19 protein-coding genes are annotated in these 25,101 nt (G+C 64.5%); 10 read left to right on the top strand and 9 right to left on the bottom strand.

Features of this window, described 5'->3' with window-relative positions:
* Nucleotides 1-759: RelA/SpoT AH/RIS domain-containing protein (locus ACTS1Z_RS02385; RefSeq protein ID WP_442622836.1), on the top strand; the 759-nt coding region annotated here is incomplete at its 5' end.
* A gap of 82 nt (nucleotides 760-841) precedes the next feature.
* Here the strand turns inward: ACTS1Z_RS02385 and ACTS1Z_RS02390 are convergent.
* Nucleotides 842-1,624 (bottom strand): hypothetical protein, encoded by a 783-nt coding sequence (locus ACTS1Z_RS02390; RefSeq protein WP_442622837.1) that lies wholly within the window; start codon nucleotides 1,622-1,624, stop codon nucleotides 842-844.
* A gap of 154 nt (nucleotides 1,625-1,778) precedes the next feature.
* On the opposite strand from ACTS1Z_RS02390, the gene ACTS1Z_RS02395 reads away from it, so the two are divergent.
* Together ACTS1Z_RS02395 and ACTS1Z_RS02400 are read left to right on the top strand one after the other, a co-directional pair.
* Complete coding sequence (locus tag ACTS1Z_RS02395; RefSeq protein WP_442622838.1) at nucleotides 1,779-2,579, top strand: tryptophan 2,3-dioxygenase; 801 nt, start codon at nucleotides 1,779-1,781, stop codon at nucleotides 2,577-2,579.
* Nucleotides 2,580-2,642: 63 nt separating this feature from the next.
* A complete protein-coding gene (locus ACTS1Z_RS02400; protein ID WP_442622839.1) occupies nucleotides 2,643-4,262 on the top strand; it encodes an alkaline phosphatase D family protein in 1,620 nt (539 codons plus the stop codon).
* Nucleotides 4,263-4,271: 9 nt separating this feature from the next.
* Here the strand turns inward: ACTS1Z_RS02400 and bla are convergent, their stop codons facing one another.
* Together bla and ACTS1Z_RS02410 are read right to left on the bottom strand one after the other, a co-directional pair.
* Nucleotides 4,272-5,435, bottom strand: a complete 1,164-nt coding sequence (bla, locus tag ACTS1Z_RS02405; protein ID WP_442622840.1) for a class A beta-lactamase — start codon at nucleotides 5,433-5,435, stop codon at nucleotides 4,272-4,274.
* Nucleotides 5,436-5,596: 161 nt separating this feature from the next.
* Nucleotides 5,597-8,815, bottom strand: a complete 3,219-nt coding sequence (locus ACTS1Z_RS02410) for an amidohydrolase family protein (RefSeq protein ID WP_442622841.1) — start codon at nucleotides 8,813-8,815, stop codon at nucleotides 5,597-5,599.
* 142 nt (nucleotides 8,816-8,957) lie between these two features.
* Here ACTS1Z_RS02410 and ACTS1Z_RS02415 point away from each other — a divergent pair, with 142 nt between their 5' ends.
* Complete coding sequence (locus ACTS1Z_RS02415) at nucleotides 8,958-10,142, top strand: acetyl-CoA C-acyltransferase (RefSeq protein ID WP_442622842.1); 1,185 nt, start codon at nucleotides 8,958-8,960, stop codon at nucleotides 10,140-10,142.
* Here the strand turns inward: ACTS1Z_RS02415 and ACTS1Z_RS02420 are convergent.
* Nucleotides 10,139-10,618, bottom strand: a complete 480-nt coding sequence (locus ACTS1Z_RS02420) for a DUF4440 domain-containing protein (RefSeq protein WP_442622843.1) — start codon at nucleotides 10,616-10,618, stop codon at nucleotides 10,139-10,141. The two genes, ACTS1Z_RS02415 and ACTS1Z_RS02420, sit on opposite strands and share 4 nt — an antisense overlap.
* Before the next feature lie 316 nt (nucleotides 10,619-10,934).
* Between ACTS1Z_RS02420 and ACTS1Z_RS02425 the strand changes: the two genes are divergently transcribed.
* The 5 genes from ACTS1Z_RS02425 to hmgA all read left to right on the top strand — a co-directional run bounded on the left by ACTS1Z_RS02425 (nucleotide 10,935) and on the right by hmgA (nucleotide 16,874).
* On the top strand, nucleotides 10,935-12,179 hold the full coding sequence (locus ACTS1Z_RS02425) for an acyl-CoA dehydrogenase (RefSeq protein ID WP_442622844.1): 1,245 nt from the start codon (nucleotides 10,935-10,937) through the stop codon (nucleotides 12,177-12,179).
* 88 nt (nucleotides 12,180-12,267) lie between these two features.
* The gene (locus ACTS1Z_RS02430) at nucleotides 12,268-13,461 is read left to right on the top strand and encodes a CaiB/BaiF CoA transferase family protein (protein ID WP_442622845.1); all 1,194 of its coding nucleotides are present in this window, start codon (nucleotides 12,268-12,270) and stop codon (nucleotides 13,459-13,461) included.
* A gap of 42 nt (nucleotides 13,462-13,503) precedes the next feature.
* Nucleotides 13,504-14,154: a LuxR C-terminal-related transcriptional regulator gene (locus tag ACTS1Z_RS02435; protein ID WP_442622846.1), complete on the top strand. Its 651-nt coding sequence runs from the start codon at nucleotides 13,504-13,506 to the stop codon at nucleotides 14,152-14,154.
* A gap of 213 nt (nucleotides 14,155-14,367) precedes the next feature.
* Nucleotides 14,368-15,453 carry a 4-hydroxyphenylpyruvate dioxygenase gene (hppD, locus tag ACTS1Z_RS02440; RefSeq protein WP_442622847.1) on the top strand — a complete coding sequence of 362 codons (1,086 nt, stop codon included), beginning with the start codon at nucleotides 14,368-14,370 and terminating at the stop codon, nucleotides 15,451-15,453.
* A gap of 134 nt (nucleotides 15,454-15,587) precedes the next feature.
* Entirely contained in the window at nucleotides 15,588-16,874 is a 1,287-nt protein-coding gene (gene hmgA, locus ACTS1Z_RS02445; protein WP_442622848.1) for a homogentisate 1,2-dioxygenase, read from the top strand.
* Here hmgA and ACTS1Z_RS02450 read toward each other — a convergent pair.
* The 5 genes from ACTS1Z_RS02450 to ACTS1Z_RS02470 form a co-directional block, all read right to left on the bottom strand.
* The gene (locus tag ACTS1Z_RS02450; RefSeq protein ID WP_442622849.1) at nucleotides 16,871-18,148 is read right to left on the bottom strand and encodes an MFS transporter; all 1,278 of its coding nucleotides are present in this window, start codon (nucleotides 18,146-18,148) and stop codon (nucleotides 16,871-16,873) included. The two genes, hmgA and ACTS1Z_RS02450, sit on opposite strands and share 4 nt — an antisense overlap.
* A gap of 27 nt (nucleotides 18,149-18,175) precedes the next feature.
* A complete protein-coding gene (locus ACTS1Z_RS02455; protein ID WP_442622850.1) occupies nucleotides 18,176-19,261 on the bottom strand; it encodes an acyl-CoA dehydrogenase family protein in 1,086 nt (361 codons plus the stop codon).
* Nucleotides 19,262-19,354: 93 nt separating this feature from the next.
* A complete protein-coding gene (locus ACTS1Z_RS02460; protein ID WP_442622851.1) occupies nucleotides 19,355-19,768 on the bottom strand; it encodes a hypothetical protein in 414 nt (137 codons plus the stop codon).
* Nucleotides 19,761-21,086: an amidase family protein gene (locus ACTS1Z_RS02465; RefSeq protein WP_442622852.1), complete on the bottom strand. Its 1,326-nt coding sequence runs from the start codon at nucleotides 21,084-21,086 to the stop codon at nucleotides 19,761-19,763. Before ACTS1Z_RS02465 ends, ACTS1Z_RS02460 begins: the two co-directional genes overlap by 8 nt.
* Complete coding sequence (locus ACTS1Z_RS02470) at nucleotides 21,083-23,137, bottom strand: 3-hydroxyacyl-CoA dehydrogenase NAD-binding domain-containing protein (protein ID WP_442622853.1); 2,055 nt, start codon at nucleotides 23,135-23,137, stop codon at nucleotides 21,083-21,085. Before ACTS1Z_RS02470 ends, ACTS1Z_RS02465 begins: the two co-directional genes overlap by 4 nt.
* Nucleotides 23,138-23,307: 170 nt before the next feature.
* Here ACTS1Z_RS02470 and ACTS1Z_RS02475 point away from each other — a divergent pair, with 170 nt between their 5' ends.
* Nucleotides 23,308-25,080, top strand: a complete 1,773-nt coding sequence (locus ACTS1Z_RS02475) for a class I adenylate-forming enzyme family protein (RefSeq protein ID WP_442622854.1) — start codon at nucleotides 23,308-23,310, stop codon at nucleotides 25,078-25,080.
* Nucleotides 25,081-25,101 lie beyond the last annotated feature (21 nt).

The raw sequence follows: 25,101 nt of genomic DNA on the forward strand, positions 1-25,101 counted from the left end.
TCCGACAACCAGCATCCCGATCCCGGCTGGCTGAGCTTCGTCGTCACCGGCAAGGCGCGCGCCGCGATCCGCCGCTTCGTTCGCCAGAAGGAGAAAGAGGAGACGATCTCGCTCGGCCGCAAGCTGTTCGACCAGGTCGTCGCCCGCCTCCCCGCCCCGCTCGGCCGCGGCGCGACCAAGGCCGCGCTCAAGCGGCTCAAGCTCGCCAAGGAAGAGGCGCTGATGGAGAAGATCGCGCGCAAGGAGATCGACGATCGCGCGCTGATGGAAGCACTGATGCCCGGCATGGGCAGCGGCGACCTGCACAGCGCGGTACCGCCCAAGGGCCAGGCGATCTCGATCAAGGGGCTGACGCCGGGCGTCGCGTTCCAGCTCGCCCAATGCTGCCACCCAATCCCCGGCGACCGGATCGTCGGCATCCGGCGCACGGGCGAGGATATCGAGATCCACACCATCGATTGCGAGACGCTCGCCGATGGCAACGATGCCGACTGGCTGTCGGTCAACTGGGGCGACGGTTCGGACGGCGGCACGGCCCCGATGCGCGTCGTCCTGAAGAACGAGCCCGGCGCACTCGCCGTGATGGCGGGCATTTTCGGCACCCATGCCGCCAATATCCTCAACGTGAAGCTCGAAAATCGCGACGGCAGCTTCCACAGCTTCTGCGTCGATATCGAGGTGCACGACCGCGCCCACCTGATGCGCATCCTCGCCGCCCTGCGCGCCGCCGATGTCGTGAGCCAGGCGGAGCGGGTTTAGGGCGTTGATCCATTACGCCGCGATGCTGTTTTTTGGGTGGGGAGCGGACAGTCGCAACAAAGAGGCCTGACTGTCTGCCAGTCTAATAGATCACTCTGACATAGTCTCCGATCCATGCGAGCGATGAATTAAGTTGAGCTACGACCGGATTACCCGGGAAAGGCCATAGCATTGCCTCAACCGCGATCGCGAACGCCAACCCGTGCCAATAGACCGGATGGACTTTGCCGTGAAATAACCGGTCGAAGACTATCGCCGACACCATGAAGGCGTTTGTGGCCAGGACCCAACCGGTATCAGCCCATGCGACTGGTCCGAAGAGGAATCCGAACACCCTGAAAAGTGCCGCACCCAAGCCAGCCGAGCTCGCCAATACGATCCACCGCTTGTGTGCCTGAAAGCGCCCTTTCATGGCCATGCGAATGGCGAGCGCATAGAAGACCGCAAAGAGCAGGATATTGGAGAAGATCAGCGAGCCAACATACCGCAGGAAGGCGAGGAACCCGTCAGCGTCGCCGCTCAACGCATCATCCATCCGGACTGCAAGCACGAACACTCCTGTGACGATCATGAGCAATGCGAGCGCAACACTCGCGCGTCCGAAGGCCATGTGGAGTTTAGAACGGTTGGCCGCGATCAGCGCAGCCTGCATTGGAAACAGAAGATACCAGAGGAAGAACGACCAGCCATGGATGTGCACGAATGGCGACAAATCCGGATAACTTCCGGTCAGCATCGGGGTGAAATATGTAAAGGTGAAGCCGAGGAATGCCGTGACAGTGGTGGCGAGGGCAAAGCCTGAAAAGAATATGCGGTCGGCCCTCGATATCACCGGAGCTTCGTTGCCGGTCGCCGCAAGTGCCATAGCCTTCCCCCGAGACAGCACTCTACAGGAAGGGCGCTTAATCGCCAACGTCCGCAATAGGGTCGCAAACGGTCATTCCGCTCTGAAAGCGCGCGGCGGCTAGCACATGCACACCCACTGGCGGCATCGCGCAGCCCGGGCTAAGCATCCGCCCATGACCCAATCCCCCGACGACATGACCTATGGGCGCTATCTCGCGCTCCATCCGCTGCTTTCGGCGCAGCATCCGATTTCGGGGCGGCATGACGAGATGCTGTTCATCATCATCCACCAGACCAAGGAACTGTGGCTCAAGCAGATCATCTTCGAGATGGAGCAGGCGCTGGCGCTGGTGCGCGAGGATGCGCTGGTGCCTGCCTATAAGGGCCTCGCGCGGATCAGCCGGATACAGGCGGTCATGACGCTGAGCTGGGATGTGCTCGCGACAATGACGCCCGCCGATTATACGCGTTTTCGCAACGTGCTCGGGACGAGTTCGGGTTTCCAGTCCGCCCAGTTCCGCCAGGTCGAATTCATGCTCGGCCTCAAGGATGCGAGCCATCTCAAGCATCAGGACGAAGACAGCCCCGAGCAGCACGCCATGCGCGCGGCGCTGGAGTCGCCGAGCCTGTGGGACGAAGCCAATAAGGCGGCAGCGCGGGCGGGCCTGCCCATCCCGGACGACGTGCTCGAGCGCGACTGGACGGCGCCCTATGCGCCCAGCGCCGCGGTCGAAGACGCCTGGGCGACCGTGTATCGGGACACCGAGCGCTGGTGGGAATTATACCAGCTTGCCGAAAAGCTCGTCGATATGGACGATGCGATGGCGAGCTGGCGGCACAAACATGTGGTGACGGTGGAGCGCGTCATCGGCGGCAAGCGCGGTACGGGTGGCACGGCGGGCGTGCCCTATCTGCAATCGACGCTGTCGAAACGCGCCTTTCCCGAGTTATGGAGTTTGAGGACGCAGCTCTGACGCGCGCCGTCATCGCGCTGCAACGCTGACAGGGGATAAGGCGAGAAAAGAAAGGGATTCGCGATGACGATCATGATGGACAGACGGCTGCTTCTTCAGACCGGCCTTTTCGGCCTCGGCGCGCTTGCCACCCCGGCCGGGGCGCGGCTGATTGCGGCGCGCGGCTTCACCCATCAAGTCGCCTCGGGCGAGCCGTCGGCGAACTCGGTGCTCCTGTGGACGCGCTACGTCTCGGAGGGCGAACCCGCACTGCGCGCGGAAGTCGCCGAAGACGCCGAGTTCGGCCGGATCGTCGGCCGCGGCGAAACCCCGGCGCGCAATGCGCATGATTTCACGGCCAAGGTCACGGTCGACGGCCTCGCGCCCAATCGCTGGTATTTCTACCGCTTCGTCGCGCCGGACGGCACGGCATCGCCGATCGGACGCACACGGACATTGCCCGAGGGGCCGACCGGCCGGTTCACGCTCGGCGTCTTCTCCTGTTCCAATTTCCGCTTTGGGCATTTCAACGCCTATGCGCATGCCGCCGCGCGCAGCGATATCGACCTGATGATCCACACGGGCGACTATTTCTACGAATATGAAATGGGGCGTTACCCGTCCGAGGAGCAGGCGCTCGCCGGGCGCGATCTGATGCCGTCATACGAGACGCTGGCGCTCGCCGATTACTGGCTGCGCTACGCCACTTATCGCGCCGATCCGGACCTCGCCGCGCTCCATCGCAACTTCCCGATGATCGCGCGCTGGGACGATCACGAGATCACCAACGATCCCTGGGTCGGCGGGGCGGAAAACCACCAGCCCGACGAAGGCGACTGGGAAGTGCGCAAGCGGGCGGCCCTGCAGGCCTATCGCGACTGGATGCCCGTCTCCGATGCGCCCTGGGACAGCTATCAGATCGGCGATCTGGCCACGATCATCCTGCCCGAAACGCGGATCACGGCACGCAGCCAGCAGCTCGATTATGCGGCCGCTGTCGGCGACGGCGGCGGCATGGCCGGCAACCTCGCGGCCTTTCGCGACGGGCCCTGGTCGGACGAGGCGCGCACGATCATGGGCGCCGAGCAGGAGGCCTGGGTCGCCCGGCAGATGGCCGAATCGACGGCTTCTGGCACGCGCTGGCAGGTGCTCGCGCAGCAGGTCGTCATGGGGCGGACGCATTTCCCGCTGCCGCTCGCCGAGGAAATCGCGAACAGCGAGAACGAACTGGTGCGGCAGCGCGCCCGCCTCTTCGCCGCCGCGACCCGCGCGGGCCTACCGCTTAATCTCGACGCCTGGGACGGCTATCCGGCGGCCCGCGCCCGGCTGTTCCGCGCCGCGCAGGAAGCCGACGCCAATCTTCTCGTGCTTACCGGGGACACACACAATAGCTGGGCCTATGACCTGCAGCAGGACGGGGCGGCGGTCGGCGTCGAATTTGCGGGCCAGAGCGTCACGTCGCCCGGCTTCGATGGGCTGTTGCCGCAAATACCGCCGGATGCATTGGCGCAGGCGATGGTCGCCGCCAGCCCGGACATGCGCTGGGCCGATACGTCGCAGCGCGGCTATCTGACCGTGACGCTCACGCCCGAGGCGGCGACCGGCGAATGGCTGTTCATGGACACGATCCGCGCGCGTTCGACGGAGATCGCCGGGCGGCACAGCATGCGGGCTGCCCATGGCGCGCGCATGCTCGACGCTTAGCCGCGCTCGCTAGTCGGACGTGCGGATACCGCCGGTGAACAGTTCGTAGCGACGCCGGAGGTGGTGGCTTACGACCTGCCCCATCACGCGCTGCATCAGTTGCTGGCGCGCGGGAATGCCGACCCGCGTATTGCCGATCAGAACGGCCACCGCATAGTTGCGCCCGTCCGGCGTCGTCAGGATACCGACATCGTTATATCCGGCGACCATGCCGTTCAGATTCTGGCCGGTGCCCGTCTTGTGGCCGAACTGCCAACCGCTCGGCACACCGCCGCTTAGCCGCCGCGGCCCCGTGCGCGAGGCGCGCATCGTATCGATCATCAGCCGCGTCGAGCGCTCGGACAGCAATTCGCCCTGTGCGAGCCGGGCCAAGGCCTCGACCATGCCGTTCGGCGTCGCACCGTCGACCGGATCGGCCAGATAGCGGTCCATCGCGGCGCGGCGGATGCTCTGCGCGAGATTGGATCGGGCGGTGTAGAAGGCGCGGCCGCGGGCCATGGCCTGCCGCCAGGTGAGGCCCGCGATGCCGGCCTGCAACTCGCGTTCGCCGGGCCCGAACCGCAGCCCTTGGAGATCGTTGCGCGCGAAAAAGGCGCGCACCGCGTCCGGGCCACCGGCAAGCCAGAGCAGCCGGTCGTTCGCAAGATTATCGCTGCGCGTCATCGCCTGGACGAACAGTTCCCGGATGGAGGCCTGGAACCCGCCATTGCCCATGCGCGAAAGCATCGGCTGGTGAAACACCACGGCATCCTCGGGACGCACGCGGACCATCCGGTCGAGCGACATTTCGCCGCGATCGACCTGGTCCAGCACCGTCATCGCCACCCAGGTCTTGCTGACGCTCTGCTGCGGCAGCCAGCGCTCGCCGTTCCACGACACCGTCCAGCCTTCTTCGACATCGCGGACGGCAATGCCGACTTCGCCGCTGAAATCGCGGCCCAGCGCCTCGATCGCCTCGCTGAGCTGGCGGGAGGGGCCGCGCGGCATCTCGGCGCGCTCCGGCTGGCGCGTTTCCTGGGGCGGCGGCGCGATATAGGGCGTGTTCGACTGGGCGTTCTGCGCCGCGGCCTGCGGGATGATGCCGGAACAGCCGGTCAGCGCGACAGACGCCAGCGCGACACATGCCGCGCGACGGCAAATCGATGATATTCCGGCCGAAATCCTGTTACGCATGACGGAGATTCCCTCGCAATTTCCGGCAAGCCCCCGCTCGCCGCTTCGCCGCAACTATAGGGCGCGGTAGCTGAAGCGCGAATGAGCGATGCTACCTCAGGGGCGCAGCGCGCCGCATCTATGAGTCGGTTCGTCGTAATCCGTTGCGACGATACCGTCCGCTATTCCCAGAAATAGGGATCGCGCGTGCGATTGCCGGTGATCGTCTCGTTCATCGTCATCGGATCGTAGAGCCGCCCGCCGAGCATCACATAGCGGATATCGTCGCTGTTGCGGATATCGGCGGTCGGATCGGCATTCAGGATGACGAGATCGGCGAGCTTGCCGACTTCGAGGCTGCCGATATCGCGCGCGAAGCCGAGCGCCTGCGCCGGCACGATGGTCGCGGTGCGCAGCGCTTCGAGCGGGCTCATCCCGCCGCGCGCGAAACTCCACATCTCCCAATGCGCGGCGAGCCCCTCCTGCTGGCCATGCGCGCCGATGCTGACCGGCACGCCGCGCAGGGCCAGCGCATGCGCGGCCGCGGCGGCCTCGTCGTCGACATAATCCTCTTCAGGCGCGATCGTCCGCCGCACCGAATTCGCCTGCAACAGACGCGGCGGCACATGGCGCGAGAGGATCGGATGGCGCCAGACATCGGTATGCGCACGCCAGTATGGATCGCCGGCCAAGCCCGAATAGGTCACCGTCAGCGTCGGCGTGTAGCCGACATTGGTCTGGCCGAAGAAACTCAGCACATCCTCGTAGAGCACGGCCTGCGGAATATTGTGCTCGAGCGTCGTGTTGCCGTCGGCGATCAGCGCCATGTCCATGCCGAACAGCGAGCCGCCCTCGGCGACGACGGCGATATTCTGCTCTATCGCGGCGGCGACGACCTGCTGGCGCTGATCGCGGCGGGGCTGGTTGTAATTCTTGATCGAATGCGCGCCCTGCACGCGCAGGCGCCGGACATGCTCCTGCGCGTCTTCAAGATCGTTTATCAGCGCATAGCGGCTCGGCGCGCGGGCGCCGTAGACGATCTCCGCCGTCGAGAAGATGCGGGGGGCCAGGATCATGCCGGCGCGCTGCATCTCGGCGGCCGGGAAGACATGGCTCGCGGTGTTGGACGGATCGTGCACGGTCGTCACTCCGAAGGCGAGATGCGCGATCGTGTCCCAATTCTGCTGCGGGATGATATCGCCGACGCCATAGGGACCGTGCGCATGCGCATCGATGAGGCCGGGAATGATCGTCGCGCCGGAGACATCGACCGTCTGATAGCCGGCCGGAATGGCGGTCGTATCCGCCGGGCCGACCGCCGCGATCCGGTTGCCATCGATCACGATCGTGCCGTTTTCGATGATGCCGCCATCCTCGCTCTGCATCGTGACGATCCGCGCGCCGGTAAAGGCGATGCGGCTGTCACCTTCGACCGCCTGGGCGGAGACGGCGAGCGAGATGCCGGTGGCCGGCGGCACGAAATCCGGGCGTTCCTCGCCTTCGGCGGCCGGCGATGCCGGGAAGACGGTATCGGCGGCGACCGTGTAGAGCGTGGGGCCAAGCGACCAGTGCAGCCGGTCGCCCCCGTTGCTCCAGCTCGGATAGGTGGCGCCGTCGCCGCTGACGCGGACGACGGGCAGCGCGCTCGCAGTCGCGCTCAATTGCAGATCCTGCGTGCCCGGCAGCATCGGCACCACGAAGGCGTTGTAATTCTCGGTAAAGGCCAGCGTATCGCCGTCGGGCGATACCTCGTAGCTCGTTACGAGCTCGCCCGAAGCATGGACGCGCCGGTCGTTACCGGAGAGATCGACGCTGATCAGGCGCTGCTTGTTCTCCTCGCTGACGGTCAGGAATATCCGGTCGCCGCTCGCGCCGAAATGCGGGTTCGAGCCCGTATCGGTGACGCGTTCGGCGGTGCCGCCCGAGGCAGAAACGCGATAGATTCCGGTGCGTTCGGACCATTCGCCCGACGTCAGGAAGCCGCCCTCGCCCTTCTCGAAGACGATCGTCGAACCGTCGGGCGAGAAGCGCGGATTGCGGTAATGGCCGGGTTCGCTCGTCACCGCGCGATCGCCGCCGCCATTGGCGTTCATCACGCGCACCTGGCCGAGCCCGTCGTCGGTCCAGCGTACATAGGCGATCCGCCGCCCGTCGCGCGACCAGCTCGGGAACAGTTCGAACGCATCGGTCTGGTTCGTCAGCCGGCGCGGCGATCCGCTGCCCGTGTTGCGGATATAGAGCCGGCCAAGGGTTTCGAAGACGACCTGCCGGCCATCGGGCGACACGCTGGCGAAGCGCGGCATGCGTGTCGTGAATTGCGAAGGCGCGACCTCGATCTCGGGCCGCGGCGGATCGATAATGTCGCGCGTGTCGGACACCCGGAAGGGGATCGTCTGTGCCTCGCCGCTCGCGACATCGACGCGCCGGATCTCGCCGCCCGCCCAGAAGACGATGCTCCGGCTGTCGGGCGTCCAGTCCATGCGCGGATAGGTGCCGTAGACGGTCCAGGTTTCCTGCATGTCGCGGTCGAGATCGGTATAGACGGCCCGCTCCTCGCCGCTGCGCAGATCCTTGATCCAGAGCTGCGACTGGGTCCGCTCGCGCCGGACGAACGCCATGTAACGACCGTCGGGCGAGGGACGCGGATTGAGCGCCCCGCCCTCACCGTCGACCACAGTCTCGCGCTCGCCGGTCGCCATGTCGTAGCGCTCGACGGCGAAGAGCTGCGTGTTCGAATCCTGTGCGTAGATGAACTGGTTGCCGGGCGTCGTGTTGCGGCTGAAATAGACGCCGGTGCCGTCGGGCGAGAAGACGGGTTCGCCGAGATCCTTCTGGAAATCCTCGTTGGGCCGTTCGACGAGCTGAACGCCGCCGCCGCCCGAGACATGGTAGAGCCAGACCTCGCCCGTGCCGAGCGAGCGCCCGGTCGTGAAATGCTTGCGCGCCACGATATACTGCCCGTCCGGCGACCAGTCGGGCTGGTTCAGAAGGCGGAAATCCTCGTTCGTGACCTGGCGCATATTCGCGCCGTTCGCGTCCATGACCCAGATATTGTCGCCGCCGCCGCGATCCGAGGTGAAGGCGATCCGGCTGCCGTCCGGCGAGAAACGCGGCTGGACCTCCCAGGCGAGCCCGCTGGCGATACGCGTCGGCGTGCCGCCGGTGATCGGCATCGTGTAGATGTCGCCCAGCAGGTCGAAGGCGATGGTCCCGCCGTCCGGGCTGACATCGACATTCATCCAGGTGCCTTCGGTCACGTCGATAGTGACGGGGCGCGTGGGGAGCGGCGGGTTCGAGACGTCCCATTCGGCTGTCTCTTCGGCGTCCTGCGCGGCAATCGGTGCGGCAACGGCAAGCGCGACGGCGCTCACGGCGAATTGAAGAAAGCGAGCCCGCGACATGATATTCCCCTCCCGAGACATTTATGCGCGGATAGCTAGCATAAAGCGGCGGATAAGAAAGGTTGGGCATCGGCTCTGGAAAGCCGTTGATCGAAGGATTAGTTGAGAGTCATCACCCTTTTTCGAAACCAGAGAGTCGCTTATGTCCGCCGATCCGATCGTCATTTCTTCCTATGCCCGCACGCCGATGGGCGGTTTCCAGGGCAGTCTCTCCGCCGTGGAGGCGCCGCAACTGGGGGCGACCGCCGTGAAAGCGGCGATCGAGCGGGCCGGTGTTGATGGCGAGGATGTCGAGCAGATTTTCATGGGCTGCGTGCTGCCCGCCGGCCTCGGCCAGGCCCCGGCGCGCCAGGCCGGCATGGGCGCCGGTCTGCCGATCTCCACCGAGGCGACCACAGTCAACAAAATGTGCGGCAGCGGCATGCAGGCCGCGATCATGGCGCATGATGCGCTGAAAGCGGGCACCGCCGACATCATCGTCGCGGGCGGCATGGAGAGCATGACCAACGCGCCCTATCTCCTGAAGAAGCATCGCGGCGGCGCGCGGATCGGCCATGACGCGATCAAGGATTCGATGTTCCTCGACGGGCTTGAGGATGCCTATGAGGAAGGCCGCCTGATGGGGAGCTTCGCGGAAGAAGCCGCGCAGGAATATCAGTTCACCCGCGAACGGCAGGACGATTACGCGATCGAGAGCCTCTCGCGCGCGAACGCTGCAATCGAGAGCGGCGCGTTCGACGGCGAAGTCGTCGCGGTCGAGGTCAAAACCCGCAAGGGCAGCGAAACGGTCGACACCGACGAACAGCCTGGCAATGCCCGGCCCGACAAGATCCCGACGCTCAAGCCCGCCTTCGCCAAGGATGGTACCGTGACGGCGGCCAACGCCTCCTCGATTTCCGACGGTGCCGCGGCGCTCGTGCTGACGCGGGAAAGCGTGGCAACCGAAAAGGGCATGCCGGTCAAGGCGCGGATTATCGCCCATGCGGCCCATGCGCATGAACCGGGTAAGTTCACCTCCGCCCCCGTACCGGCGATCCGCAAGGTGCTCGACAAGGCCGGCTGGAGCGTCGACGATGTCGATCTGTTCGAGGTCAACGAGGCCTTCGCCGTCGTCGCGATGATCGCGATGCAGGAGCTCGGCATCCCGCACGACAAGATCAACGTGAATGGCGGCGCCTGCGCGCTTGGCCACCCGATCGGCGCTTCGGGCGCGCGGATCATGGCGACGCTGCTCAACGCGCTCGAAAAGCGCGGCCTCAAGCGCGGCGTAGCGAGCCTCTGCATCGGCGGCGGCGAGGCGACGGCGGTGGCAGTGGAGCTGGTCTAGTCCTCCGCGCGAACTACGCAGCGGGTTCCCGAGACATGGCTCGCGAGCGCCTGCCAACCTAGCGCCGTATCCGGTGCACGGCGAACCATGTTCGTAGACGCATAGCTGTGATCGCACGGGCGGCCTTCTTCGTCCGTCCGTTCGCTCAGGCCTCGCCCGGTCACCATCGCGAGATCGGGCCCGAACCAGTCGATCCGGTCGACGATGTAGCGGAAGTTGGCCGGGTTCCACTCATTGGCGGCCACCCAGGCGATTTCCGCCGCGCGCTCGCTCGCCGATCCGTCAGGCGCGATATTGACGAAACCGGGCGCGAGATAGGCGCACAATCCCTCGACATCCTGCTCGCGGTAGAAGCCCGGCCAGGTCTCGGTCTTGATGTGACGCAGCTGCGCCTCGTCGGTAGCGCGATCGGTAGCACCGGCCGGCGAAACGGCGATCGATGCCGACAAGAGAACGGCCAAGGTGATGGTTTTCATGAATGCCTCCACTGACCCCTGCATCACATCGGCCTGATGCGCGCGGCGACAACGCTATTCGATGAACCTATCGTGATGGTCGACGAGGCGATCGAGCTGAGGCGGAAAATGGTCAAGCCACCATGGAAAGCCCGGCCGGGTCGCATAAAACCGGGTCATCCCATGATGGCTTGTGCCGAACAAATTCGCGTTCTGCGCCCCTGTCCGGGTGCGTTCCTTATTGCCGAAATGCGATGAATGGAGTGTGACGCACGTCACGCATTTGCGCGACAATGGCGTGGCCCGGAATGGTCGCGCTCGCCGGCACACTATGCTAATGCCGCCCCAAGATCAGCTCGAGGAACCGGAAGTGAATATCGAAACGCCTGTAAAGTCAGCGGAAAAGCCAAGCTTCACCTATCGCTGGGACGATCCCTTTCTGCTCGAAAGCCAGCTCGGCGACGAAGAGAAGATGGTGTACGAGACGGCGCGCAATTATGCGCAGGAGAAGCTGCTGCCCCGCGTTCTGACCGCGACTCGCGAGGAACGGTTCGACCGCGAAATCATGAACGAGCTCGGCGAACTGGGCCTGCTCGGCTGCACGATCGACGGTTATGGCTGCGCCGGCGTATCGCATGTCGCCTATGGCCTTGTGGCCCGGGCGGTTGAGGCCGTGGACTCCGGCTATCGCTCGGCGATGAGCGTGCAGTCCTCGCTCGTCATGCATCCGATCCACGCCTATGGCACCGAAGAGCAGCGTGAAAAATACCTGCCCAAGCTCGCGACCGGCGAGATGGTCGGCTGTTTCGGGCTGACCGAGCCCGATGCCGGCTCCGATCCCGGCAGCATGAAGACGCGCGCCAAAGCGGTCGACGGCGGCTACTCGCTGACCGGCGCGAAGATGTGGATCACCAATTCGCCGATCGCCGATATCGGCGTCGTCTGGGCGAAGGACGATGAGGGCGTAATCCGCGGCTTCATCGTGGAGCGCGGCATGGACGGCCTCTCCTTCCCCAAGATCGAGGGGAAAATGAGCCTGCGCGCCTCGATCACCGGCGAGATCGTGATGGACGAAGTGTTCGTGCCGGAAGAAAACAGGCTGCCCAATGCGCGGGGCCTGGGCGGACCGTTCGGCTGCCTCAACAAGGCGCGCTACGGCATCGCCTGGGGCTCGATGGGCGCCGCCGAGGACTGCTGGCATCGGGCCCGCGACTACACGCTCGAACGCAAGCAGTTCGGCCGGCCGCTGGCCGCGACGCAGCTGGTGCAGAAGAAGCTCGCCGATATGCAGACCGAGATCGCGCTCGGACTCAACGCCGCGCTCGCCGTCGGGCGTAACATCGATGCGGGCACATGGGCGCCGGAGATGATTTCGCTCATCAAGCGCAACAATTGCGGCAAGGCGCTCGATATCGCGCGCAATGCCCGCGACATGCATGGCGGCAACGGGATCGCCGACGAGTATCATGTGATCCGCCATCTGGTGAATCTCGAAACGGTCAACACCTATGAAGGCACGCATGACGTCCATGCGCTCATCCTCGGCCGGGCAATCACCGGCATTCAGGCTTTTACGGGATAAGGTGCTCCTGCGCAGGCAGGAGCCCAGGGCCGTACGCAATACGGTTTGCGGCTCTGGATTCCTGCCTGCGCAGGAATACAAATAGACCATGACCGCCAAAGCCCTGTCCGATATCCGTGTCCTCGATCTGTCGCGCGTACTGGCCGGGCCTTGGGCGACACAGATGCTTGGCGATCTTGGCGCGGAAATCATCAAGATCGAAAAGCCCGGTATCGGCGACGATACGCGCGGCTGGGGCCCGCCCTGGCATGGCGAGGGCGAGGACCGCACGGCCGGCTATTATCTGGCCGCCAACCGCAACAAGAAGTCGGTCGCCATCGATATCGCCAAGCCGGAGGGCCAAAAACTGATCCGCGATCTCGCCGCGCAGAGCGATATCGTCGTCGAAAATTTCAAGCGCGGCGGCCTCAGGAAATACGGCCTCGATCATGAAAGCCTGCGCGCGGCCAACCCGCGCCTCATCTGCTGCTCGATCACGGGCTTTGGGCAGGACGGCCCCGATGCCGACAAACCCGGCTACGACCTGATGATCCAGGCGATGAGCGGTTTCATGTCTATCACCGGCAATGCGGACGGCCCGCCACGCCGGATGGGTGTCGCGATGGTCGATCTGACCACCGGCATGAACGCCGCCGCCGCGATCCTCGCCGCACTCTATCAGCGCGAACGGACGGGCGAAGGCCAGCATATCGATATCGCGCTGTTCGACGTCGCGCTGTCGAGTCTCGGCAATCAGGCGCTGAACTATCTTGTTTCCGGCGAAGCACCAGGCCGCACGGGCAACGCGCACCCCAATGTCGTGCCGTACCAGCCCTTCGAGACGGCCGACGGCTGGATCATCGTCGCGGTCGGCAATGACAGCCAGTTCGCGCGTTTCGCCGCGCTGCTCGGCCATGGCGAAATGGCGGACGATGCGCGTTACCGCACCAACGGCGCGCGCGTCGAAAATCGCGACACGCTGATCCCGCCGCTGGCCGAAGCGATGAAGAAGCGCACCACGGCCGAATGGACCGATGCGCTGATCGTGGCCAATGTCCCCTTTGGCCCGATCAACACGATCGAGGAGGCTTTCGCTGAACCCCAGGCCATCCATCGCGGGCTCAGCCACGAAATCGCGGGCGTCCCGCAGGTCGCCAGTCCGTTGCGGCTGGGCGCATCGCCGATGGACGACGCAACGCCGCCGCCCGCCCTGGGGCAGGATACCGAAGCAGTTCTCAGGGACCGGCTGGGCCTGTCCGCAGATGAATGTGCAAAGCTGCGCGGCGAGGGTATACTCGGCTAGCGGGTAGGGAAAATCGCTATCGGCCATGCTATTGCGGCAGGCATGGCACGGAACGGTAAACGCGGCCGACCACCGCATCCCGATATCCTGACCCCCGCCGAATGGCGGGTCGTCGAAGCCGTGCGCCACGGCCTCACCAATCCGGCCATCGCCCGCCGCCAGGGCGTCAGCACGGACGCCGTCAAATATCACGTCGCCAATGCGCTGCAGAAGCTCGGCTTTTCGAGCCGCGCGGACCTGCGCCGCTGGACCGGCGTGCGGCGCGACAGCCCTCTCAACGCAAAGGAACCCGTCATGACGCAGCCATTCACGCTCGGGCCCGTCGGCCAGATCGCCCGCACCGTCAGCAACATCGAGGACGCCCGTCACTGGTATGGCGAAACGCTGGGCCTGAAACTCCTCTATTCCTTCGGCAATCTCGCATTTTTCGATTGCGGCGGCGTTCGGCTCTTCCTCTCCGAAGGCGAGGGCGACGCGGCCGAGTCCATAATCTATTTCCGCGTCGATGATATCCGATCGGCAAGCGCCGAGATGGAGGACCGCGGTATAGCCTTCACGAATGCGCCGCACATGATCCATCGCCATGAAGACGGCACCGAGGAGTGGATGGCCTTCTTTACCGACAATGAGGACCGGCCGCTGGCGATCATGTCCCAGATCGCGGGCGGCACGGGCCAGTCCGGCTGCCCCTGACAAATCGCGATTTCTGCGCTATATCTGTCGCCATGAACCGACATTGCTATTCCAACGCTTACTGGACGGTCCATCGGCTGAGCCGCTCGCTCGCGCTTTAGCCCTTTGCGCGCGCCCGAATGCCGGGCGGCGCGCCCACACGCCAGCGGGCGATGCGCCCGAAAAAGGCTGGCGAACCCCCCACTACCCATTCGCCTTTTGAGGAATAGTCACATGACCGATACGACCGAAAACCCGCCTGAAAACACCATGGGCCTGAATGGCTTCGAATTCGTCGAATTCACCGGGCCCGATCCCGATGCGCTGGCCGATCTGTTCGTGAAGCTCGGCTTCACCCATGTCGGCAACCATCGCTCGAAAAACGTCCGCCATTATGCGCAAGGCGACATCAACTTCATCCTGAACATGGAGCCGGACGGCCAGGCCGCGAAATTCCGCGAGAGCCACGGCCCCTCGGCCAATGCGATGGCGTTCCGCGTCAAGGATGCGGCCAAGGCGCTCGATCTCGCGGTCGAACGCGGCGCGGTGCCGGTCGAGGGCAAGGTCGGCCCGGCCGAGCTCAATATTCCGGCGATCGAGGGGATCGGCGGCGCCAATCTCTATCTCGTCGACAAGCGCGGCGCGGCAACGATCTACGATATCGATTTCGAGCCGGTCGAAGGCGCGTCGGCGGACGATAACAGCGTCGGCCTGCACACGCTCGATCATCTGACGCATAACCTCCGCCGCGGCCAGATGGACGTCTGGTCCGAATATTATGAGCGCATCTTCAACTTCCGCGAGATCCGCTATTTCGATATCGAGGGGCAATCGACCGGCCTGTTCAGCCGCGCAATGACCGCGCCGGACGACAAGATCCGGATTCCGCTGAACGAGAGCCAGGACGAGCACTCGCAGATCGAAGAATTTATTCGCGACTATAAGGGCGAAGGCATCCAGCATATCGCGCTTTCGACCGACGACATCTTCGGCACGGTCGATGCGCTGCGCGAACGCGGCGTGCGCTTCCAGGATACGCCGGACACCTATTACGACCTGCTCGACAAGCGCCTGCCCGGCCATGGCCATGACGTGGACGCGATGCGCGAGCGCAAGATCCTGATCGACGGTGCGCCGGAAACCGGCGGCGGCCTGCTCCTGCAGATCTTCACCGAGAATATGGTTGGGCCGATCTTCTTCGAGATCATCCAGCGCAAGGGCAATGACGGCTTTGGCGAGGGCAATTTCAAGGCGCTGTTCGAGAGCATCGAACTCGACCAGGTCCGTCGGGGCGTTATTCCGGCGAAGGAAGAGGCTTGAGCCTGCAATCCTGCGTCATTCCCGCGAAAGCGGGAATCCCGCTTGTTTCTCAATCCCGCTGCCGCAATCTGCCATTCGGCTATGGAAAGGCAGCGGGATTCCCGCTTTCGCGGGAATGACGGGGAGTGATGGAAATGCTTGAATACCAATCCGGCTTCGGCAACGAGTTCGCGACCGAGGCGGCTCAGGGCGCGTTGCCCGAGGGTCGCAACAGTCCGCAGCGGCCTGCCTTCGGCCTTTACGCCGAACAGCTTTCGGGCACTGCTTTCACTGTGCCGCGCGATCACAACCGCCGGAGCTGGCTCTACCGGATGCGGCCGAGCGCGATGCATGGCCGGTTCGAGCCCTATCGCGGCGGCGAGCGGATCGAGACCGCGCCGATCACGGGCGCCGATTTCGAGCCGAACCGGCTGCGCTGGGACCCGCTGCCCATGCCCGAAGCGGAACTCGACTGGGTGGACGGACTCGTCACCTGGGCCGGCAACGGTGCGGCGGACGGCCAGACCGGGATCGGCATCCATCTCTATGCGGCGAACCGCTCGATGGACGGCCGCGCCTTCTTCAACGCGGATGGCGAGATGCTGATCGTGCCGCAACAGGGCGCGCTCCGCATCGTGACGGAGCTGGGCATTCTCGATGTCGCGCCCAACGAAATCTGTATCGTCCCGCGCGGCCTGAAATTCCGCGTGGACCTGACCGATGGCGAAGCGCGCGGCTATGTCTGCGAGAATTACGGCGCGCCGTTCCGCCTGCCCGATCTCGGCCCCATCGGATCGAACGGGCTTGCCAATGCGCGCGATTTCCTGAGCCCCGTCGCGTGGCACGATGATGGCGATACGCCGACGCAACTGATCCAGAAGTTTGCCGGAAGGTTGTGGAAGTTGACGCTCGATCACTCGCCGTTCGACGTCGTCGCCTGGCACGGCAATCTCGCGCCGGTGAAATATGACCTTTCCCGCTTCAATACCATCGGTTCGATCAGCTTCGACCATCCCGACCCCTCGATCTTCACCGTATTGACGTCACCTTCGCCAACTTCGGGCGTCGCGAACTGCGATTTCGTGATCTTCCCGCCGCGCTGGCTGGTCGGCGAGGATACGTTCCGCCCGCCCTGGTTCCACCGCAACATCATGAGCGAGTTCATGGGGCTGATTCATGGCGAATATGACGCCAAGGCCGGCGGCTTCGCGCCGGGCGGCGCAAGCCTGCACAATTGCATGAACGCGCATGGGCCGGACAAAGCGTCGACCGAAGCGGCGATGGCCGCCGATCTCGAACCGCAAAAGATCGACGACACGATGGCCTTCATGTTCGAAAGCTGCCTGCCGATCAGGCCGACCCGCTTCGCCATGGATACGCCGCTGCTGCAGCTCGATTATGACGGCTGCTGGGACGGGTTCGAAAAGGCGGACGTGCCCTAGCGCCGGTTGCGCGGCTCGCGGACGATGAAGAAAAGCACCATCAGCGCGACCGCGAGCAGGCCAATCGAGAGCCAGAACAGCGGGACATAGCCGAAGGCGCTCGCGATAACCCCGCCGGCCAGCGGGCCGATTGCTGCCATGGTCGTCTCGGCCGATGTCGAAAGCGCAAGGCGCATCGGCAGGTCTTCGCGGCTGCCAAATTCCAGCACGATCGTCGTCGCGCTCATCATATAGCCGGACATCGAGGCGCCGATCCCGAAAAAGGCGATGAAGATGGGTATGGGGCCGTTCGCGACGAGCAACAGCCCGAGCGCGACGAGCCAGACGAGCAAGGCCAGGATCATCGTCAGCCGGTAACCGAAGCGATCGCCGAGATGGCCCCACAGGATGTTGGAGATCGTATCCGCACCGAGGAACGCGACCGTAAGCAGACCGATCGCCGCGCCGCTCATATCCATCACATCGGCGGCGTAGAGAATATAGAAGGGCAGCGACACGCGCGCCGCGACCGCGAAGAGCTGCGCGATCAGGAACCAGCGATAGTCGCGGTCCGACAGCAGCTCGGGAAAATCGCGCAGCCGCTCGCGCATGGACATTTGCGGACGCACGGTCGGCGGCTCGGGCTCGCGCACGAAGCGGTAGAGGACGACGAGGCCGAGGCTGGTGAGAACGAAGGACAGAAGGAACGTCGTCGCATAGCCGTTGCCGAGCACGTCCTGTTCGATGAACCAGGCGCCGGCGAAATAGGAGAGCAAGGCCGCGATGCCCGCGCCCGCGACGTTGCGATACGCCTGAAGGCGGCCGCGCCTGGCGATCGGAATGACCTTGGAGAGCAGCATCTGGAAGACAACCCGCTGCTGGCCTTGGAAAAAGCCGAGCAGGAACAGAAACAGAAACGTCGCCAGCAGCAGTGGCGAACCGGTCATGAAATAGCCGGCGAGCGCCAAGCCCAGGATCTGAACGCGCATCGCGATGCCGATCCATAGCGCGGCGGGCATCACGCGCGTGCGATGCTCGATATTGGACGCGCTCATGACCGGGGAGACCGCCGCGCCCGCCTGCATCAGCGACTGGCCGACGCCGACGAGGAAATTCGATCCGGTCAGCGCGAACAGATAGGCGGGCAGGAAGGTCGGCGCCATCAGGATGCGGAAGCCCGTCATCCCGAGCATGCCATGCGCGAAATGCGCTATGTAATTGCGGCGCAGGTTCGTCTCGACGAACCGCTCATACTCGGCCTCGCGCCGCTCCAGATCGGCGGCGCTATCCGTCACGCGCGGCGGGCGATGGCGGGCAGCCGATCAATAGCCGTTGAACTGCGCGAAGCGTTCGCGATGGAAGCCGGAATTGCCCCATTGGGTTTCCAGCACGCGCGCGCGCTTGAAATAGAATCCGGCGTCATGCTCGTCGGTCATGCCGATGCCGCCATGCATCTGGATCATCTCGCGAGTGATACGATTGACGACATCGTTGGCGGTCGCCTTGGCGATCGCGACGGCCTGCCCCGAACTGCCAATGTCGCTGTCCAGCGCGGTGAGCGCGGCTTCGACGGCCGATCGCATCATCTCGATATCGCCGAACATCTCCGCCATGCGATGCTGGAGCGCCTGGAAGCTCGACAGCACCTGGCCGAACTGCACGCGGGTCTTGAGATAATCGTTCGTCGTCTGGAAGGCCTGCACGGCGAGACCGAGCATTTCCGCGCAGGCGATGACGCGCGCGCAATCCAGAACCTTGGCGAGCAGGTCGTCGCCGCCTTCGGCAAGGCGGGAATCGTTGCCGACGGCCACGTCCTTGAGCGTGATCTCCGCATGGCTGCGGGAATCGACGATCTTGCGCGTCGAGCGCGACACGCCGTCCGCATCGCCATCGACCAGGTAGAGCCCGTCCTTCGCCGCCACGACGAACAGCCCGGCGCTATCGCCCTCGGCGACGAACGCCTTCTTGCCGTTGAGCTTGCCACCCTCGACTGCTGTTTCGATTTTTTCCGGATCGTGATGCGCGCCCTCGTCGATCGCGAGCGCCGCGACCAGTTCGCCGCTAGCGATCTTGGGCAGATATTTGGCCTTCTGTTCGTCCGATCCGCCGAGCATGATCGCCACGGCCGCCGCCGAGGAGGCGGCGAGCGGTGCCGCCGCGACATTGCGCCCAAGTTCCTCGAGCACCAGGCCGAGCCCGGTAAAGCCGAACCCGCTGCCGCCATGTTCTTCAGGAATGATGATGCCGGTCCAGCCCATCTCGGCCATCTGGCTGTAGACGGCGGGGTCGTAGCCCTCATCGTGGCCCGCATTGCGCATCTGGCGGAACGCGCCGACGGGATTTTCCTTGTCCGACCATTCGCGCGCCATATCGCGCAGCATAACCTGTTCGTCGCTCAACCCTGCCATTGGAATCCTCTTCTCGCTCGCCGCTCCCCGCAGCTGGTTTCCGTTAACGTCAAGCATAGCTGTCCGGCGATGGCAAGGGATAGCGGGTTAGCGCTACCGCTCGGACAAACCGCGGGCCTGTCGCCAGCCCAGCCAAAGCGACCAGAGCAAGCCGATCACGACAAAGACAAGCGACGTCATCACAATCGGCAGGACGAAATCGGCTTCGCCCTGGACATTGTCCGCACCACTATTTCGTAGTTCGAGCCGACCGAACCCACTTCGCCAGCCGAAGCCGAGTGCAAAGGCCCAGCCAGCCGCGAGCAAACCCGCCGCGCTGCGCGGACGCACGCGTAAGGAGGCGACTCCGCCGAAGACCATCAGCGCAACGCAGATATAATCGACTATCAACGCTTGCAGCGGCTGCCCCCATGTCAGATGATACCAGGTCTCCAGGACGAAATGGATGGTGGTCGAAAGCAGCGTCAGCCATGCGAGCGGCGTTTCCGACGCGTGTCGCTCAACCATCGGCCGCGGCACCGATCAATCGCGCCAGCTCCACCACCGTATGATCGGCATGGATATCGCCGATAATCTGCAAGCCGATCGGCAGGCCGTCCGCGTCTGCGCCGATCGGCGCGCTGATCGCGGGGAGCCCCGGATAGGTCGCGATGCTGACCCAGCCGAACTGTTCGCCGAAATCGCGTTCCTCGCCGTTGATCACGAGCTTGCGGTCGCGCATCGGCACGGGCGTATGCTCGAACGCCGTGACGCCCGCATTGGGGCACAGGATGGCGTCGAACCCCTCGAACAGCGCGCGATATTGCCGGCGGGCCCGTGCCTGCTTGTCGAGCATGTCGCACCAGCCCGGCAGGTCGGGCAGCGGATAGTCGGATGCCGGATCGCGCACTGCCAGCACGGTGAGCAGCATGTGCAGATATTCGCTGTGCAGTGCGGCGAGATCGGGCAGCAGGTCGCTGGATCGCGACACCGTCGCACCGGCCTGTGCACACTGCTCAGCGACGCGCTCAACCGCTGCGGAAATTTGATCATCGACGATCGCGAGATCGGTATCGGTCACGACCAGCAGGCGATAGTCCTTGAGCGCGCGCGACGGGGCGCCGGGCAGCGCGATGTCCGATGTCAGGTTGATCGCCAGCGCCAGATCTTCGGCCGTGCGCGCGAGCGGCCCGGTCACCGAGAGCGGGATATCCGCGCCGTCCGTCCCCGGGAAGTAATGGCCTTCGAGCGGCACGATCCCATAGGTCGGCTTGAGGCCGTACACGCCGCAGAAATTGGCCGGGATACGGATCGAGCCGCCGATGTCCGAGCCATATTCGAGCGGGACCATGCCTGCCGCCAGCGCCGCGGCCGACCCGCCCGAAGAGCCGCCGACGACGCGCGACAGATCATGCGGATTGCTGGTACGGCCATAGATCGGATTGTCCGACTGCCAGTCGGCGAGCATCGGCGGCACATTGGTTTTGCCGAGAAGCACGGCGCCGGCCGCCTTCAACCGCCGGACGACGAGCGAATCCCGTTGCGCGATGAAATCCTTCGCCGATTCCACGCCCCATGTCGTCGGCAGGCCGGCCATGTCGTGCGATTCCTTGATCGTCATCGGCACGCCGAGCAGCGGCTTCGCTTCGCCCGCGGCGACTGCCGCATCGGCTGCTTTCGCCGCCTCGCGCGCCCGATCGAAATCGCGGACCACGACCGCGTTGATATCCGCGTCCCGTTCCTCGATCCGCGCAATCGCGGCCTCGCATTCGGCGACGGCGCTGGTTTCGCCCTTCGCGATGGCGCGGGCCGTTTCGATGGCGGAGCGTTCGTTCGTTGCGATCATCCGTTGAACCGCTCGCCGGCAGCCGCCTTGTCGGCCAGCAATTGCGACAATTTGAACTTCTCGCCAAGCCGCTCGCGATGCTTCTCCAGACCGGCGACTACCGTGCCCAACCCGATCGTATCGGCCCAGAACATCGGGCCGCCGGTGTAGAGCGGCCAGCCATAGCCGTTGATCCAGACGACATCGATATCGCTCGCGCGCTGCGCCATGCCCTCTTCGAGGATCAGCGCGCCTTCATTGACCATCGGATAGAGCAGCCGTTCCTGGATCTCCTCCTTGGAGATTTCGCGCTGTTCGACGCCCTGTTTCTCCGCGAATTCGGCGATGACCTTTTTGACATCGTCGGATGGCGTGCGTTGGCGCGCCTCGTCATAGTCGTAAAAGCCGGCACCCGTCTTCTGCCCGCGCCGGTCCATCGCGCACAGCGCATCGCGCACGCTCTCTATCCGGCTCGGATCGCGGTGCCAGCCGATATCGAGGCCGGCCAGGTCCGACATCTGGAACGGCCCCATCGGAAAACCGAAATCGAGCAGCACCTCATCGACTTCCCAGTAATTGGCGCCCTCCATGATCAGCGCATTGGCCTGCTGCTGGCGCGGGCTGAGCATGCGGTTGCCGATAAAGCCGTCGCACACGCCGGCGACGACGGCGATCTTGCCGATCTTTTTCGCGAGCTTCATGCATGTGGCGAGTACCTGGTCGGAGGTCTTGTCGCCGCGCACGACCTCGAGCAGCTTCATGATATTGGCCGGCGAGAAGAAGTGCAGCCCGAGCACATATTCGGGCCGGTTCGTCGCCGTCGCAATCTCGTCCACATTCAGATAACTGGTGTTCGAAGCGAGGATCGCGCCCTGCTTCACCGTCTCATCGAGCTTGGCGAATACCTCTTTCTTCACATCCATATTCTCGAACACCGCCTCGATCACGAGATCGCAATCGGCGAGATCGGCATAGTCGAGTGTCGACGTCAGCAGGCCCATCGCCTGCTCGACCTGCTCTCCGGTCATCCGGCCGCGCAATGCCGTGCGCTCGTAATTCTTGCGCATCACGCCGGTGCCGCGATCAAGCGCTTCCTGCTCCATTTCGAGGATCGTCACCGGGATTCCGGCGGAGAGGAAGTTCATCGAGATGCCGCCGCCCATCGTGCCGGCACCGATCACGCCGACCTTCTTGATCGGGATGAGTTCAATATCCTTGGCGATCCCCTCGATCTTGTTGGCCGCGCGCTCAGCAAAGAAATAGTGGCGCATGGCCGCGGACTGGGTGCCCGCCATCAGCCCCATGAACAGTTCGCGTTCTTTCTTGACGCCTTCCTCGTAAGACAGCTCGCCTGCGGCTTTTACCGCCTGTATGCCGGCCTCGGGCGCGTCGAAACCGCGCAGCTTGCGGCCGTGCTTGGCGCGGAATTCGTCGAAGATCGCCGGATTTTCGACGCCGTCGCGATTGGCGGTGCCCTCGCTGGCGCGCGGAACGGGCTTGCCGATCTGTTCGCGGGCAAAGGCGATCGCGTCCTCGGCGAGACTGTCTTCGCCGACGATCCGATCCACCAGCCCGATGCTTTCCGCCTTTTTTGCCGGGATCGGATTGCCGACCACCACCATCGGCAGCGCCGCCTCCGCACCGACGACCCGCGGCAGGCGCTGTGTGCCCGCCGCGCCCGGAATCAGGCCGAGTTTCACCTCCGGCAGGCCGAGCTTCGCCGAGGGAACGGCAACGCGATAGTGGCAGGCCAGCGCAACCTCGCACCCGCCGCCCAACGCCGTACCGTGGATCGCCGCGACGACCGGCTTGTCGCTCGCCTCGATCTGGTCGAGCACATCGCCGAGCCCCGGGCCCTGGGGCGGCTTGCCGAATTCGGTGATGTCGGCGCCGGCGAAAAAGGTCCGCCCGTCGCAACGGATGACGACCGCCTTGACGCTATCGTCGCCCAGCGCCTCTTCGATGCCGTCGGCGAGCCCCTGGCGGACGGCCTGGCCCAGCGCGTTGACCGGCGGATTGTCGGAAATGATGACGAGCACGTCGTCATGACGTTCGGTGGTGATCACGGACATGGGGGAATCTCTCCTGTACGACTTTTCTTTCGCTTGTCGCGCATCGCGGACATCGCTGGCAAGGCTGTCGTTACGGAAAGCGACCGGTTTCCCTTGAGATTAGGCCGCGTGCACCATAGCTAGAACGAAAGGCAGAAGCCGGGGATTCGCGAATCCACCGGCCTTTACACATGGAGAGATCATCTGTGACCGAAAATGAGACCAGCCCCATTCCGGCTGACTGGCCCCATATGTCCCTCGAAGAAGCCAATGCGGCGCTGACGCAGCCCGGCTCTCCGCTCGAGATCGAGGAAATCGAAATCCGCGGCAACAAGACGCGGGTCTGGAAGAATGCGCCCCCGACCTATGCGATGCTCGCGCGCCTTGCGGGTGCGCATGGCGACAAGACTTTCGTGGTCTTCGAAGACGAGCGCGTCAGCTATGGCGACTGGTTCAAGGCAACCGCCGCGCTCGCGCGCAAGTTCCAGGAACTCGGTATCGAGAAGGGCGACCGGATCGCCTTTGCCATGCAGAACCTACCAGAATGGCCGGTCATCTATTTTGCCGGCCTTTCGATCGGCGCGATCATGGTGCCGCTCAACGCCTGGTGGACTGGGCCGGAGCTCGAATTCGGGATCATGGACTCCGGCGCGAAGATGCTGATCGCCGATGGCGCGCGCTTCGCGCGGATCGAGCCGCATCTTGCCGACCTCTCGGCCGTCGAAACGACCATCGTCTCCCGGCATTCGGGCGACCTGCCGGAGGGTGTCATCACGCTCGATTCGCTGATTGGCCATTCGTCGAGCTGGGGCGATCTGCCGCAACAGGACCTGCCCCAGATAGCCGATCTCGGTCCGGACGACGATGCGACGATCCTCTATACGAGCGGCACGACCGGCAAACCCAAGGGCGCGATCGCGACGCACCGCAACGGCATCACCAACCTGATGTCGACCGCCTATGCGACGGCGCGCGGTGCGCTGCGGCGCGGCGAGACGCCGCCCGCGTCGGCCGAACCCACCGTCTACATGCTCGTCATCCCGTTGTTCCACGTCACCGGCTGTTGCGCCGTGATGCTCGGGATGATGGCGACGGGATCGAAGATGGTAATGATGCGCAAATGGGATGCGACCCGCGCGCTCGAGCTGATCCAGGAAGAAAAGGTGAAAGTCACGGGCGGCGTGCCGACCGTGGCCTGGCAGATCCTCGAACATCCGGATCGCGACCAATATGATCTCTCGAGCCTCGAAAGCATGGTCTATGGCGGCGCGCCCGCCGCGCCCGAGCTTGTGCGCAAGATCAAGGCCGAGTTCGGCGCCTCGCCGGGCAGCGGCTGGGGTATGACGGAGACCTCGGGCACGGTAACCGGCCATACCGCCGAAGATTATCTCAACCGTCCGGACAGCTGCGGCCCGCCTGTCGTCGTGTCGGACATCAAGATCATGTCCGAAGACGGCAGCCGTGAATTGCCGGTCGGCGAGATCGGTGAGCTCTGGGCCTTCGGGCCGCAGGTCGTGCGCGGTTACTGGAACCGGCCCGAAGCCAATGCCGAAACCTTTGTCGACGGCTGGATCCGCACCGGCGATCTCGCCAAGGTCGACGAGGAAGGCTTCTGCTATATCTGCGACCGCGCCAAGGATATGATCATCCGCGGCGGCGAGAATATCTATTCATCGGAAGTGGAGAACTGCCTCTACGATCATCCGGCGGTGACGGACGCTGCGCTGATCGGCCTGCCGCACAAGACGCTCGGCGAAGAACCGGCGGCGGTGGTCCATCTCGCGCCGGGCGAAAGCGCGACGGAGGAAGAGCTGAAAGAGTGGGTCAAGGACCGGCTCGCCATCTTCAAGACGCCGGTGAAAATCGTGTTCGTCGAAGATACCCTGCCGCGCAACGCGAACGGGAAGATCATGAAACGCGATCTCCACAAGCTGTTCTTCGCGGAGGCCGAAGCGGCGGAATAGCCGTTTCGCGCCGCGCCGGCG

It is taken from the genome of Parasphingopyxis sp., assembly GCF_052168295.1.
Classification (GTDB): domain Bacteria; phylum Pseudomonadota; class Alphaproteobacteria; order Sphingomonadales; family Sphingomonadaceae; genus Parasphingopyxis.

What these genes read in the sequence shown, in the direction of transcription:
- ACTS1Z_RS02420 (WP_442622843.1), bottom strand. Translation starts at nt 10,618, where the DNA reads ATGAAAACCATCACCTTGGCCGTTCTCTTGTCGGCATCGATCGCCGTT.
- ACTS1Z_RS02470 (WP_442622853.1), bottom strand. Translation starts at nt 23,137, where the DNA reads ATGTCCGTGATCACCACCGAACGTCATGACGACGTGCTCGTCATCATT.
- hmgA (WP_442622848.1), top strand. Translation starts at nt 15,588, where the DNA reads ATGCTTGAATACCAATCCGGCTTCGGCAACGAGTTCGCGACCGAGGCG.
- ACTS1Z_RS02400 (WP_442622839.1), top strand. Translation starts at nt 2,643, where the DNA reads ATGACGATCATGATGGACAGACGGCTGCTTCTTCAGACCGGCCTTTTC.
- hppD (WP_442622847.1), top strand. Translation starts at nt 14,368, where the DNA reads ATGACCGATACGACCGAAAACCCGCCTGAAAACACCATGGGCCTGAAT.
- ACTS1Z_RS02465 (WP_442622852.1), bottom strand. Translation starts at nt 21,086, where the DNA reads ATGATCGCAACGAACGAACGCTCCGCCATCGAAACGGCCCGCGCCATC.
- ACTS1Z_RS02425 (WP_442622844.1), top strand. Translation starts at nt 10,935, where the DNA reads ATGCCGCCCCAAGATCAGCTCGAGGAACCGGAAGTGAATATCGAAACG.
- ACTS1Z_RS02460 (WP_442622851.1), bottom strand. Translation starts at nt 19,768, where the DNA reads ATGGTTGAGCGACACGCGTCGGAAACGCCGCTCGCATGGCTGACGCTG.
- bla (WP_442622840.1), bottom strand. Translation starts at nt 5,435, where the DNA reads ATGCGTAACAGGATTTCGGCCGGAATATCATCGATTTGCCGTCGCGCG.
- ACTS1Z_RS02390 (WP_442622837.1), bottom strand. Translation starts at nt 1,624, where the DNA reads ATGGCACTTGCGGCGACCGGCAACGAAGCTCCGGTGATATCGAGGGCC.
- ACTS1Z_RS02415 (WP_442622842.1), top strand. Translation starts at nt 8,958, where the DNA reads ATGTCCGCCGATCCGATCGTCATTTCTTCCTATGCCCGCACGCCGATG.
- ACTS1Z_RS02395 (WP_442622838.1), top strand. Translation starts at nt 1,779, where the DNA reads ATGACCCAATCCCCCGACGACATGACCTATGGGCGCTATCTCGCGCTC.
- ACTS1Z_RS02430 (WP_442622845.1), top strand. Translation starts at nt 12,268, where the DNA reads ATGACCGCCAAAGCCCTGTCCGATATCCGTGTCCTCGATCTGTCGCGC.
- ACTS1Z_RS02410 (WP_442622841.1), bottom strand. Translation starts at nt 8,815, where the DNA reads ATGTCGCGGGCTCGCTTTCTTCAATTCGCCGTGAGCGCCGTCGCGCTT.
- ACTS1Z_RS02455 (WP_442622850.1), bottom strand. Translation starts at nt 19,261, where the DNA reads ATGGCAGGGTTGAGCGACGAACAGGTTATGCTGCGCGATATGGCGCGC.
- ACTS1Z_RS02435 (WP_442622846.1), top strand. Translation starts at nt 13,504, where the DNA reads ATGGCACGGAACGGTAAACGCGGCCGACCACCGCATCCCGATATCCTG.
- ACTS1Z_RS02475 (WP_442622854.1), top strand. Translation starts at nt 23,308, where the DNA reads ATGGAGAGATCATCTGTGACCGAAAATGAGACCAGCCCCATTCCGGCT.